General features: G+C 63.4%; 11 protein-coding genes and 1 riboswitch (1 of these 12 running past the window's edge). Of the genes, 7 read left to right on the forward strand and 4 right to left on the reverse strand.

All coding sequences use genetic code 11. From position 1 onward, the window contains the following. Positions 1-805, reverse strand: the 5' portion of a protein-coding gene (locus EP837_RS15480; protein WP_066530583.1) for an aldo/keto reductase. 209 nt of this gene lie to the left of the window's left edge; 805 of the gene's 1,014 nt are visible here — the first part of the coding sequence; it begins with the start codon at positions 803-805; the stop codon falls past the left edge of the window. Positions 806-1,006: 201 nt separating this feature from the next. On the opposite strand from EP837_RS15480, the gene EP837_RS15485 reads away from it, so the two are divergent. The 3 genes from EP837_RS15485 to EP837_RS15495 all read left to right on the forward strand — a co-directional run bounded on the left by EP837_RS15485 (position 1,007) and on the right by EP837_RS15495 (position 4,780). Continuing rightward, positions 1,007-2,203, forward strand: a complete 1,197-nt coding sequence (locus tag EP837_RS15485) for an AAA family ATPase (protein ID WP_066530586.1) — start codon at positions 1,007-1,009, stop codon at positions 2,201-2,203. Positions 2,204-2,289: 86 nt separating this feature from the next. Further along, positions 2,290-3,387 (forward strand): ParB/RepB/Spo0J family partition protein, encoded by a 1,098-nt coding sequence (locus EP837_RS15490; protein WP_066530590.1) that lies wholly within the window; start codon positions 2,290-2,292, stop codon positions 3,385-3,387. Positions 3,388-3,574: 187 nt separating this feature from the next. Then, on the forward strand, positions 3,575-4,780 hold the full coding sequence (locus EP837_RS15495; protein ID WP_066530601.1) for a replication initiator protein A: 1,206 nt from the start codon (positions 3,575-3,577) through the stop codon (positions 4,778-4,780). Positions 4,781-5,260: 480 nt separating this feature from the next. Here the strand turns inward: EP837_RS15495 and EP837_RS15500 are convergent, their stop codons facing one another. Then, entirely contained in the window at positions 5,261-6,085 is an 825-nt protein-coding gene (locus tag EP837_RS15500; protein ID WP_335676291.1) for a hypothetical protein, read from the reverse strand. 351 nt (positions 6,086-6,436) lie between these two features. Next, positions 6,437-6,514, forward strand: a riboswitch (cyclic di-GMP riboswitch). Positions 6,515-6,661: 147 nt separating this feature from the next. On the opposite strand from EP837_RS15500, the gene EP837_RS15505 reads away from it, so the two are divergent. From EP837_RS15505 to EP837_RS22090, 3 genes are all read left to right on the forward strand, one after another. Then, positions 6,662-7,807, forward strand: coding sequence for a hypothetical protein (locus EP837_RS15505; RefSeq protein ID WP_066530605.1), 1,146 nt, complete (start codon positions 6,662-6,664; stop codon positions 7,805-7,807). Between the two features lie 65 nt (positions 7,808-7,872). Further along, positions 7,873-9,474: a ShlB/FhaC/HecB family hemolysin secretion/activation protein gene (locus EP837_RS15510; RefSeq protein WP_066530607.1), complete on the forward strand. Its 1,602-nt coding sequence runs from the start codon at positions 7,873-7,875 to the stop codon at positions 9,472-9,474. 272 nt (positions 9,475-9,746) lie between these two features. Beyond that, positions 9,747-9,998: a GFA family protein gene (locus tag EP837_RS22090; protein ID WP_066530610.1), complete on the forward strand. Its 252-nt coding sequence runs from the start codon at positions 9,747-9,749 to the stop codon at positions 9,996-9,998. Positions 9,999-10,203: 205 nt separating this feature from the next. Here EP837_RS22090 and EP837_RS15520 read toward each other — a convergent pair whose 3' ends face one another. Further along, positions 10,204-10,713: a cupin gene (locus tag EP837_RS15520; RefSeq protein ID WP_066530614.1), complete on the reverse strand. Its 510-nt coding sequence runs from the start codon at positions 10,711-10,713 to the stop codon at positions 10,204-10,206. 146 nt (positions 10,714-10,859) lie between these two features. Between EP837_RS15520 and htpG the strand changes: the two genes are divergently transcribed. Further along, the gene (htpG, locus tag EP837_RS15525) at positions 10,860-12,740 is read left to right on the forward strand and encodes a molecular chaperone HtpG (protein ID WP_066530617.1); all 1,881 of its coding nucleotides are present in this window, start codon (positions 10,860-10,862) and stop codon (positions 12,738-12,740) included. 36 nt (positions 12,741-12,776) lie between these two features. On the opposite strand, the gene EP837_RS15530 is transcribed toward htpG, so the two are convergent. Further along, on the reverse strand, positions 12,777-13,166 hold the full coding sequence (locus tag EP837_RS15530; protein ID WP_156518635.1) for a nuclear transport factor 2 family protein: 390 nt from the start codon (positions 13,164-13,166) through the stop codon (positions 12,777-12,779). Between the last annotated feature and the right edge of the window lie 7 nt (positions 13,167-13,173).

Here is a 13,173-nt window from a genome sequence, read left to right on the forward strand (position 1 = left end):
TGGACAGCACCCAGGCGAGGCACAGCTGCGCCGCGGAGCAGCCCGCTTCGTCGGCCACGGCCCGCAGCTTCTCATAAAGCGCAAGATTATGCCCAAGATGCGGCGGCAGGAATCGCGGCATGTCGGCGCGCATGTCGCCCTCGCCCACGCCATCATCATTGATTCGCCCCGCGAGAAGCCCGCGGCCCAGAGGCGAAAAGGCGACAAAGCCGATCCCCAACTCCTTGCACGCATCCAGCACGGCGATTTCGGGATTGCGCGTCCAGGGCGAATATTCGGTCTGTACCGCCGCAATGGGATGCACCGCATGCGCCCGCTTTATCGTCGCGGCCGACATCTCGGACAAGCCGATCGCCCGGATCTTGCCCGCCTCCACCGCGCGCGCCATCGCGCCCATCGATTCTTCGATCGGCACCTTCGCATCCAGGCGGTGCATATAATAAAGATCAATATGATCGACCTGCAGCCGCCGCAACGCATCGTCCAGCACCCGCGTGATCGCTTGCGGAGAGCCGTCCAGCCCCCTCTTGCCGTCCACCTCGGCCAGCACGCATTTGCTCGCCAGCGTAAATTCATTGCGACGGTGCATCAAAGTGCGCCCCAGCAATTCCTCATTGCGGCCGAATCCATAAATCGCCGCAGTGTCAAAGAAGGTCACGCCTGATTCGAGCGCATGCAAGAGCAGCCGCTCGGCCTGTGCTGTATCAGGCCGCGGCAGATAGCCATGGCTAAGGTTCATGCACCCCAGCCCGATGGCGGAAACGGTGAGCGGGCCGATCTGGCGCACGGGCAGTGGACACGGCATGGCTTTTGCGAAAACCCCCGACTAAAGATAAGCAGACGCTATTTAGCCCCACCTTATTCCTTAGCTTCGCTCCCCATGCAACATCATCCTCTCGCCCCTTCTGCAGGATAAGCGCATCATTAATCGGCGCTGATTGCAGAATTGAAGTATTTCTGCGATAGCATTGCGAATTGAGCTTCAACTTCCTGTTTAGGGGCGGAAATGAACGCAGTTGTGGACCAGATCGGCGACCTGGCCGAAGCCGGCGAAAAGATGGTCGAAAGGCTGCGGCGCAAGGCTTTTCTGCCCGACAGCCGCAAGGAACTCAATGTCCGCTTCGGCATAGCGGAGGCGGCGCAACTGCTCGGCTGTTCCACGAATCGGATTCGCATGGCGGAGGAGGATGGCCGCCTCCCCCCTGCCCCGCCGACGGAAAATGGTCGCCGTCCCGGCTATAATGTCGAAGAGCTGCTGAACATGCGGCAAGTATTGGGCGCTTCGCCCGAACGCGCCCCGCTGGACATTCCCGCGATCATTGCCGTGCAGAATTTCAAGGGTGGCGTCGGCAAATCAACGGTCACCACCCATCTCGCCCATTATTTCGCAGTGCAGGGCTATCGTGTGCTAGTCGTCGATTGCGACAGCCAGGCGACCACCACGACGCTGTTCGGCTTCAACCCGCACTTCAACATTCAGCGGGAAGAGACGCTTTATCCCTATCTGTCCATCGATCCGACGCAGGTCGATCTTCTCTATGCGGTCAAGCACACCGCTTGGCCCAATGTCGATCTGATCCCTTCGAACCTTGAACTGTTCGACGTCGAATATGAGCTGGCGGCGGCGGGCAGCGATGGCGGCTCCGTCCTTGCCGCGCGCTTCCGTAAGCTGAAGCAGGGACTCATGGACTTGGCCCGCCATTATGACGTCGTCCTGCTCGATCCGCCGCCAGCGCTCGGCACCATCAGCCTCGCGGTTATGCAGGCGGCCAACGCGCTATTGGTGCCGCTGGCCGCGACCACGCCTGACTTTTGTTCGACCGTCCAGTTCCTCTCGATGATGGACCAGGTGATCAATCAGCTGCAGACGGCGGGGATTGAGGTCGATTATCAATTCGTCCGCCTGCTCTGCTCGAAATTCGACAGCAATGATCCCAGCCATTCGATGGTCCGCGCAATCATGGAGCAGAGCTTTGGCCCTGCCCTCCTCCCCATCCCGATCCTCGACAGCGCGGAAATCAGCCACGCGGCGCTGCGCATGATGACGGTCTATGAACTGGAACGGCCGATCGGCACGCCCCGCACGCACAAGCGTTGCCGCGCCAATCTCGACGAAGCCATGGGCCAGATTGAGGCGCTTGTCCGCCAGGGCTGGGGCCGCGTCGCCCCCGCCCGGGAAGAGGATATCGTCAATGCGGCCTGAGCCTTTCGTGACGGGGAGACCAAAATCGCCTCTGTCTTACATGGATATGTTCCCCATATGTTCCCCGCGAACTGGAGGACAGGCTCATGGCGCGTAAGCAATCGGATTATCTGGCGGCGCTGCTGGCCGACGAGGCGGAAGGCGCTGCCACCGCCCCCGTGGTGGAAAGCCCGCCTGCGGTGGAGGACGAGCCAGCCCCCTCCCCTGCCCCTGTTGCTCCGCCGCGTGCCGATCGAGCGCGCGGCGCGACGCTGCTGGGCCGTGAAACCGCGCTCGCCCGCTTGGCGTCGGGCGAAGTACGGCAAGTGACGCAATTGCTGCTCGATCCGGGAAAGGTCCGCATCTGGCGCGGCAATGCGCGGCTTTACCAGCATCTTACCGAGGAAAATTGCCGCGAATTGATCGACTCGATCATCGCCGAAGGGGGGCAGAAAGTCCCCGCCGTCGTGCGCCGCGTCGAAGGCGATCCCGATCATGATTATGAGGTGATCGCAGGCACGCGCCGCCATTTCTCGATCAGCTGGCTGCGCGCGCACAGCTATCCTGAAATGATGTTCGTGGCGCAGGTCGCGCAATTGGATGACGAGGCGGCTTTCCGCCTCGCCGACCTGGAAAATCGCGCGCGCAAGGACGTCACCGATCTCGAGAGGGCGCGCAACTATGCCGAAGCGCTCGGCGCTCATTATGGCAGCCACCTCACGCGCATGGCCGAACGGCTGAAGCTCTCCAAGGGCTGGCTTAGCAAGATGATCAAGGTCGCGGGCATCCCCGACGACATCATCGACGCTTTCCCCTCGCCCGGCGACGTGCAGCTGAAGCCTGCCTATCCGCTGGCGCAGGCGCTCGACGACCACAGCGCCGCAACGGTCATTCATGCCGAAGCCGCCCAGCTAGCCACGACACAACGGGAACGGCGTGCCGCAGGCGCGCCTCCGATCCCGGCGGCCGAGATATTGAAGCGACTGCTCGACGCCCCGCGCGCCGCCGTGTTGCAGCCGAAGGAAGAGCCGTTCACCTGGGTCACCCGCTATGGCCGCCCTGCCCTCACCGTCCAGTCGGTTAATCGCCAAGGCGTCACCATCCGCTTCCACGCGGGCTCGGGCGCTGACATGGAAACGCTCGGCCAGGCGCTGCGCGACGCACTTGACCATTTGGAGCGCCAGGGATTGGGCTTGCAGCAGTGACGCGCTCGGGGGGGCATCGCAACATGGCCTATCTTCGCTCCCTTCGCTTACGGGAGGCGATTAAGGGAAACCGTCTCTGTGTTTCCCCGGGGAAACAGCTCGGGGGCAGCACGCCTCCCCTCCCCTTTTCCACCTCGTTTCCCCGGGGAAACAACGCAGGCTTTACGCCGCAGACTGTCGGCCGCCCATGACCCGCACCAGCAGGACGGAGCTAAACGACCAGTTCGAACTGTTCCTTCCCTATATTGCGGACATGCCGCTGCGCGATCAGCGGGAGATGATGGAGCGGCCCTTTTTCAGCCTAGCCAAGTCGAAACGCGTCAAGCCGATCGACTACACCTCCCCGGACGGCAAGGCATGGGTCCATGTCTCGGCCAATCCTGATTATGGCATGGCTACGATCTGGGACGCCGACATCCTTATCTATTGCGCGTCCGTCCTCGCCGACATGGCCCGCCGGGGCGCCAACGACATTCCGCGCAAGCTGCATCTCATGCCTTATGATCTGCTGCGCGCCATTCATCGTCCGACCACCGGCCGCGCCTATGAGTTGCTGGGCCAGTCGCTCGACCGACTCGTCTCCACCACGATCAAAACCAACATACGCGCTGAAAACCGCCGCGAAGCGACCTTCAGCTGGCTCGATGGCTGGACCCAGTTAGTTGACGAGCGCACCGAACGGTCGCGCGGCATGACCATCGAACTGAGCAACTGGTTCTATGAAGGCGTGCTGATGCAAGGCGGCGTCTTATCCATCGATCGCGCCTATTTCGACCTAACCGGGGGGCGCGAACGCTGGCTCTACAAGGTCGCGCGCAAACATGCCGGCGGGGCAGGGGAGGGGGGGTTCGCCATCTCCATGCCCACCCTGTTCGAGAAATCCGGTGCGGAAGGCGCCTATCGCCGCTTCAAGTTCGAGATCGCCAAGATCGCCGAGCGGGATCCGTTGCCCGGCTACACGCTCGAGCTTGAACAGCTGGACGGCAAGCGCGAACCGTCGGTCCGTATGCGCCGCCGCCCGGCGGAACCGCAGTCCGGCGCTGCACGATCAATGGCTCCGGCGCGCAGCACTCCCGTTCATCCGACAAAGTCCGACGGCGCGGCGACTCTGACTCTCGACGCTCCGACCGGAGAGGCCGAACCCCTGTTTGACGCGCGCGATGTCATCCGCCGTACGCTGACCGGCCTCTCTACCAAGGCCAGCGCAGGCGAACTGACCGACGCGACGCTTGCTACGCTTCGCGCCGAGTGTCCCGGTTGGGACTATCAATCGCTCCATCAGGATTTCCGCAACTGGCTGGATGCCGATCCCACGCGCACGCCGGTCAATTATCAAAAAGCCTTTATCGGCTTCGTGCGCCGCTTCCACGAAAAGAACCGTCACCGGCTCTGATCTGCCGTCCCTTGGACTACATCCCATCTCAAATGTTGCCCCTAAGCGGCATCTGCACCCTCACTGTTCCCGAAGTGTCGGTTCACCCCTCTTGATGCTCACGGTGGGGAAGGGTGGCAGAGCCGCGCGCCAATCTAGTCCACAGCTTTTGAACGACATTCCAAGGTCGATCGATGGAACTGATTCAACCATCGCCGCGCCACCCACCTCAATTGGCAAGCTTCGACATTCCGGGAACACGCTACGCACCTTCGGGAACGCTCTCCCGACATTTCAGGAACGGTACACCCGACACTCCGGGAACGGAAATACGATCCTTTAGGAACAGGGCAGTCTTCCCGACTCGCGCATTCCCGCGCTTTTCTCGGTGATTCCGGCCGCGTAACTCTCTAACTTTCTTAGAAACTTTATAACTAAGGGGGAGAGCCATCTTTTTTGGAAGAGGAGATAAGGCATTGTTTCAAACGGCCTGCCCGCCACTCATGTTCCGCGCGGCGACAGTCCTTCTGCCAGTTGCTCCACCTGCAGGACCAACTTCGTAGCCCCCTGGTGTGAAATGCCAAGCAGCCGGGCAACTGCCGTCTTGCTGAGGCCCGGATAAGCCAAGCTCAGCCGCATCAGGAGCGGCGCTTTGCTTCTCTTCGTGACCTGTAATTCCGATGGCAGTTTCTTCAACCGCGTCTCAAGCCGATCCAGTTCCGCCAAGCCCGCTTGCGCCTGCCGCCCGATCATCGCTGCCAATTGCCCTGTCAGCGTCTCCACATCCGCGCCTGGGAAGCGCGGCAGTTCGACAAAGGAGGGAAATCGCCGCAGCGCCAGCCCCGCCGCCTCGAGCGCCGCCGGCACATGCGCCGCCACCACCCATCCCAGATCCGACCGGCGGGGATCAAGGCGTAGTTGCCGCCCGTCAGCCGTCGTCAGCAGCTGCCCGCCACTCACCGGGGCCGCCAAACTGCTCCTGGCAGCGATGAGGCGCTCCGCAACGCTCTCCAGCCCCGTAATAGGGTAGGGGGCCTCCACCAGCGCCTGAACCGCCCTCCAGGCCGGGCCAAAGCGCACCAGATCGTCCGGCGCCCATAATTCTGCCTCCTTCCGATCGTCCAACAGCAGGCGGGATATGTTCAGCGTTGCGCGCGCGATCGGATCCCGCTGGCTTTCCGTCGCAGACAGTGCGAAGTGGACGAGCGCCGCGATCGACAGCGGGTCGTTCAATCCCTCGCTATGCCGGGGCGGCAGCGTCCGTCCGCAAATCCAATCCTGTAGCTCCTTAACCCCGATCGGCACGGACGCGACAGTCGCCAACATGGCCGCCCCTTTCAGCCGCGCTCTTGCCAGCCAAATGTCCGCGGCTGCACTGTTGGCTAGCCGCCCATCAAGCCTCCCGAGCAATAGCAAAGCCTGTTCGGACGATGAGGAAAAACCCAGCATTTCCCTGCCTTAGCGGCATATGGCGTCCAACTAAAGAGATAGGTTGGTTGGATCGTCTTTTTCTGGTCCCTCGGGCTGTCGCTCGGACCAAAGCGCCCGCGTCCGAGACAAAAGAGGAGAAGAAGACGGCCGCGGGCCCACAATGCTTTGAAAGTTAACCATAAAATTCATTATTTTCGTTAGACCGCAGAACCAATGGGCGACTTTGGAGTTGTGCAGATGGATCGATCTCGAAAAAGGCAAACCGATGGTGACATCGGGACGCAAAGTCTCCGGCCTTGGTTGCAAGGTAGCGGGGCTACCGAAGGAGCCGAGGTTCAGGTGATTTGTGCAGTGCCCGTCGCCATTCATGAATAGATAACGCGCCGCGTCCTGCACGCCTTCTGATTGTTCGCTCCCGTTCGCGTGGCCGCCGTCTGCCCGCAGAACTGCCGGTTCAGAAGGAGAAGGCTGATGCTAGAGGGACATTCCTATGATCGAACATCGCGCCGTGGCGCGTTCCTGACCCTTACCGCCTGTTCCGCCGCCATGCTGCTGCTCAGCGCCTGCGAAAGTACGGGCGGCACCCGCTTCAGCAGCGTCGGCGCGGGCACGCCCGGCTCGGGCGCGGGCGGAAGTGCTGGCGGCGGCGGAACGGGCAGCAGCGGGGGCGGCTCCGGCACCGATGGCGGCGCTGACACCGGCACCGGAGGCGCGGGAACAGGTGGCGGAACCGGAACCGGTGGAGCCGGCTCCGGGGGAAGCGGATCCGGGTCAGGTTCCACCGGCTCGGGCGGCACGCTCGGCGCCGCACTTCAGCAGGTGTCCCCGGTCTTGGTGACCGCAGGCAATGCCGTGCTCGGCGTTTCGGACGGGCAGGGCAGCGTAACCACGCCCATCGCGACGGCCGTCCCGCTGCTTCAGCCGGTGACTGGCACCATCACGCGCGTTCTGGACGACACAGGAACGGTGCTGGTCGATGCAGGCCAGGGCCGCACTCTCCTGCTGCAGGGCGCGCAGGGCGTGGTCGGCGATCTCGTCAGCATCGATGTCGGCGGCCAGACGGTGATCCAGGGTCTCGACGGCACCCCCGGCGCGATCGGCGCGGGCGTGCTCGGGAGCACGCAGCCTGTAGGCACCGTGGCGAGCGTCAGCGCCCTTAACGCGGGCAATACCGTGCTGGCGTCCGTCAACGGTATCGCCGATGTGCAGGTCACCAACGTCAGCGCGCCGACAGGCGGCATCGCGACGAACCTGCTCGACGTAGCCCTGGGCGGCAATCAACTGATCGGAACGGGCAGCCCCGCCGCCATCCAGGCCAATGTCCTGCCAGGCGGATTGCCCACCACCGGCGCAGGCGGCACGGGCGGTCTGCTCGCGCCGGTTGAATCGGTGGTCAACGGGGTAACCTCCACCACCTCCGGCCTTACCTCGAGCGCTCAGCAGGTGGGGGGCGAAGCGCTCGCGCCGATTGGCGTAGCAGCGGGCGCAACGGCAGGCGGAACCAGCGCCGGAGCAGGCGCGACAGCCTCGCCCGGCGGCGTCCTCACGCCAGTGACGGGAACCGTGTCGGGCACCCTCAACAGCCTGACCGGCGGTCTCGGCCTCACCAATCCCTGATCGATGATCCGGAGGCGCTCCCACGCGCCTCCGGCTCCCCCTTTCTTCTCCCCAGGACATCGCTGATGACGGCTGCGCTCCTCTCCGCCGCTGCGCCGCTCCTGCTGGCCGCGCAATCCTCGCCTGCGCTGCTTGCGCCCCCGCTGATCGAGCAGGCCACCCAACCCGCGTCCAAGGAAGCGGCCGAGCCCCAGGCCACGCCGCCCACCGGCAATCTGGTCGCCGTTCAGGCCGGTGACCCCGCCACGATCATCCGGGGCATCGACTTCATCGGTGTACAAGCGCCCGAGCCGGTCGCGGCCGCCGCCCGCACCTATCTGGGGAAACCCGCCTCGGCCGAAAATCTCAAAACGCTGGCTGAGGCCATTTCAGCCGCCTATGCGAAAAGCGGCATCGCCCTCTACACCGTCGCCATTCCTCAGCAGGACCTGTCCGCCGGACGGGTAAAGCTGCTGCTGGCGGAGGGCTTTGTCGAGGATATCGTTTATCCCAAGGGCGCCAGCCCGCTCATCCGCACCTATGCGGAAAGACTGCGCGCCGAAAAGCCGCTGACCCGCCGCGCGCTTGAACGCTATCTGTCCCTGATGCGCGACATTCCCGGCGCGAAGGTGGAGGTAGGGCTGCTGCGCGGCGCGACCGCCGGAGGCGTTCGCCTGTCGGTCACGCCCCAGCGCAAATATAGCGATTTCAGCTTCGGCATCGACAACCGCACCCAGGCAGGGCTCGGCACCGGCCAGCTCCGCGCCTCGGGCCAGCTTTACAGCCTGCTGCGCGACGGCGACCGCACTGACATCACGCTGCTCGCCGCCACAGACCTCAAACGCTACCGCTATGCAGGGATCAGCCACCAGACGCCGATCGGCTCTGACGGCCTGACCTTGGGCCTGACCGCATCCCATCTGGACACAAGGCTCAAGAATTTCCCCATAACTGGCGAGGCTTGGACGCTGGGCGCATCGCTCAGCTACCCGATCATCCGGGGCTATAAGCGCAACCTGACCGTCAGCGCCGGGCTGGACGGCCTCAACAGCGACGCGGCCTTGCTCGGGTCGGTAGTGTCATCCGACCATATCCGCGCGGCGCGTGCGGCGGCAGGCTATTCGATGATCGGCAAGAAAAGCCTGTTCAGCGCATCGCTGGGCGTCAGCCGGGGCCTCGACATTCTGGGCGCGCGGGGGACGCCGGGCTTCACCGCTACCGTCTTCACCAAATTCACGGGCCGCATGGGTTATGACCGGATGCTCGGCAAACGCTTCGTCGGCCGGTTGCGAATGGCGGGCCAATATAGCGCGGACCGCCTGTCGGGAAATGAGCGATTCGCCATAGGCGGCCTTGAATTCGGCCGCGCATTCGACACCGCAGTGTTGAGCGGCGACCGGGGCGCGGCGGGTTCGCTGGAACTCGCCTGGCGGCCCGATATCGCGGCCAAGCTCAAGGACAGCGAAGTCTATGGCTTCGTCGATGGCGCAAAGATCCATGTCCTCGAACGCGCGACACTGGCATCCGCCAGCTATGACCTGGCGTCGGCAGGCGGCGGCTTGCGGATCGCCTATAATCCATACGCCTCGCTCAGCCTGGAAGGCGCGAAGGTGATCGACCGGGCCTATCTAGGCGGCGATCGCGGCTGGCGGTTCAACATCGGCTGGCATCTGAAGTTTCGCCGCTAATCGTAAAGAGCATGATCCTTTGTAGCGTCTCGTCACCCCGGACCTGTTCCGGGGTCCCGCTTCTTCTCCGACATTGCCAAGCCCGGGTGACGGACAGGCTTGATGCCGCCATAACAGACGCGGGCAATAATATTTGCCTCACTATCGGGAGGGTGTGATGGAGGCGTATCGGGGATCATGCCACTGTGGCGCAGTGCGATTTTCGATCCAGAACGATCCAGACTATTCGGGTGCACTGCGATTGCTCACTGTGCCGGCGGCATGTTTCGGTGATGTTTCGCTGTGATGAGGCCGATCTGCAAATCCTCTCGGGGCAGGACGCGCTCAGCACCTACCAGTTCAATACGCGTGTAGCGGTGCATTATTTCTGCCGCCATTGCGGCGTCTATACATTCCACAAGATGCGGAAACTGCCCGATAAATATGGCGTCAAAGGGATCAAAAGCGTGAAGGGGCTTAGGGTTTGGCAGTCCCAACCTAGTGAGTTTAGCGCCTGCTCCCTCCACCCCGTTCCTCCTGAGTAGTCGCTGACGAAGTCGAAGCGACGTATCGAGGGATTATGCGCCACGCGTGATGCTTCGATACAGGTCTTCGCTAACCTAAGCGCGCTGCTCTACCCGAATTTCCCGTCACTCCAGCGGAAGCTGGGGCCTCGTACTGGGCAGGGCCTCCATCTGTTGATCCCAGCTTGCGCTGAGATCACGTTGAGGCGGGTCGGCCAAGCTGGCCCTAAAGCGCCGCCCTCCAATGCTCATTAAGCGGCCCATCCGCCCCCGCGATCGGATCGGACGCGGGGAAGGGCAGGGCGGCCATCCTCTCCCGCGCCACAGGATCGGGAGCGTTCCGGCAAATGTCCCACTTCTGCCCGTCCGGATAGCCCCCGACGACCAGGAAATCCTCGCTGCTCTCCAGCGAGCAATGGCCCGTTCCTGTCGGCAGCAGCAGCGCGTCGCCTGCGCTCACCTTCACCTCGCGCCCACCTGGTCCACCGATCATCAGCCGCGCGGAGCCGGCGGCGATCCCCAGCACTTCATGCGCGGTCGAATGATAATGATGATAATCATAGATGCCATCGCGCCACTGCGCGGGCCAGCCATGGCGGGCGAAGGCGTCCTCGAACGCGCTGGCCGTTTCTTCGCAGGATGCCGGGGCGAGCGCACGCCGGTAGAGGATGACCGGCAACCGTCCGTTGTTCGGCACCCAATCATGTTCGGCCATCAAATAGGTTTCAACCTGCACCCATGCCTCCTTCGTTAATCGGGGGTGAAAGCGCCGGACCGGGCATGTCGATCCATCGGCCATCCTTATTTGCCGAACTTGAAAGCGGCGGCCGCCCACGCCATCTGTCCGGCGGCCAAATTCACAGGAGGGCATGAAAGACCGCCATGACGAACCCGACCGACGTTGCTCCGGAAACCCGCCCATTCGAGGCGGACGTAGCCAAATTGCTGCACCTGATGGTGCATTCGGTGTATTCGGACAAGGATGTGTTCCTGCGCGAACTCATCTCCAACGCTGCCGACGCGTGCGAAAAGCTGCGCTATGAAAGCCTGAGCGATCCCGCCCTGGCCGCCAGCGAGGGCGCGAAGGTCACCGTCACGCTCGATCCCGACGCCCGGCAGATCATCGTTGAAGATAATGGCATCGGCATGAGCGAGGCGGAACTGGCCGAAGCGCTCGGCACCATTGCGCGGTCGGGGACGAAGGCGTTCATGGACCGCATCGCCTCCGCGAAGGAGGCGGAAGGCACCCAGCTCATCGGCCAGTTCGGCGTCGGTTTCTATTCCGCCTTCATGGTCGCCGATCGCGTGGACGTCTTCTCGCGCCGCGCGGGGTCCGATCAGGCCGCGCATTGGTCGTCGGATGGGCTTGGCGCCTACAGCGTTCAGCCCGCCGATGTGGCCCAAGCGCCCGACCATGGCACGCGTGTCATCCTGCACCTGAAGGATGACGCCGCCTCCTACACCGAACGCTATCGCACGCAGCAGATCATCAAGGATCAGTCGGGCCATGTCCCGGTGCCGATCTTCCTCAAGGAAAAGCCCGATGCGGAAGCGGAGCAGGTCGCCGACGGCGCGGCGCTCTGGACCAAGCCCAAGAGCGAGATCAGCGCCGAAGAATATACTGACTTCTACCGCAGCGTGGCGGGCCAGTTCGACCAGCCCGCGCTGACGCTGCATTACCGGGCGGAGGGGCTGCATGAATATGCGGTGCTCGCCTTCATTCCCGAAATGAAGCCCTTCGACCTGTTCGATCCTGACCGGACAGGCCGCATGAAGCTCTATGTCCGCCGCGTCTTCATCACAGACGAGGCCGAAATCCTGCCGCGTTACCTGCGCTTCGTACGCGGCCTCGTCGATTCCAGCGACCTGCCGCTCAACGTCTCGCGCGAAATGATCCAGCAGAGCCCGGTCCTTGCCGCGATCCAGAAGGGGGTCAGCAACCGCATCCTGTCCGAACTGGAAAAGCTCTCCGCCAATGACGGGGAAGCCTATATCAAATTCTGGGACAATTTTGGCGCGGTCCTGAAGGAAGGGCTTTATGAGGACTTCGCCCGCCGCGAGCAGCTGCTTGGCCTCGCCCGCTTCAAATCCACGGTCTCCGGCGAAGGCTGGCGCTCGCTGAAGGATTATGCGGAAGGGATGAAGGAGAACCAGACGGCGATCTATTATGCCACCGGCTCCGATCTCGACCGCCTGGCCTCTTCGCCGCAACTGGAAGGTTTCCGGGCGCGCGGGATCGAGGTGCTGCTCCTCACCGATCAGGTGGACAGCTTCTGGGTCTCCGCTGGCGTCGATTATGATGGAAAGCCGTTCAAGTCGGTGACGCAGGGTCTCGCGGACCTTGGCCTCATCCCCCTGGGCGAAGGGGAAACGGCCGCGCCCGCCGCTTCGGAAGAAGTGACCGGCTTCATCACCTTCGCCAAGGATCTGCTGAAGGATGAGGTGTCCGACGTTCGCGCCTCGGAGCGTTTGACCGAAAGCCCGGTCTGCCTGGTCGCGGCCGAACATGGCATGGACCGCCAGCTTGAAAAGCTGCTCGCGGCTGCCGGTCGCGGCGGCGCGGCCTCCGCTCCGGTGCTGGAACTCAATCCCCGGCACGCTCTCATCGCGAAGCTGAGCGCGCTTCAGGATGACTCTGCCCTGCGCGAGGATGCCGCCAGGCTGCTGCTGGACGAAGCCCGCATCGCCGATGGCGAACTGCCCGCCGATCCGCGCGCCTTTGCCGAACGGCTCGGCCGGGTGATGGCCCGGGCGCTCGGCTGATCCATAATGGCTGGCCCGGTTCGCCGGGCCAGCCCATCAGGCCATGGTCACGAAAATCTCCGCTTCGATCATCCAATCCCCGCCAATATTGCGCCATTTCGCACTATAGGTGCCCGACGCTACCGGCGTACCCGACTCCGCCGCCACCCCCGTCCATTCTCCATGCTCCAGCGCGATCGGCTCGACGGGGGAGGGGAGGATGCTCGTCGGCGTCCGCGTATAGATGGTGCGATCGGGCGCCGCGAACTCCTGCTTCCACGCCAAAAGCTGCGCTTTCCGGCCGGAAAGCACCGCACTGTCGCTGCCGGTAACAAGGACCGCGTCCTGCGCCAGCAGCGGGCCGATGGCGGTCAGGTCACCTTCCGCCAGCGCTCTATTGAACGCGGCGCGGCGCAGGCGGATGGCAAGGTCTATGGATGGGTCCACGAGCATA

The organism is Sphingobium sp. EP60837, from assembly GCF_001658005.1.
GTDB lineage: Bacteria > Pseudomonadota > Alphaproteobacteria > Sphingomonadales > Sphingomonadaceae > Sphingobium > Sphingobium tyrosinilyticum.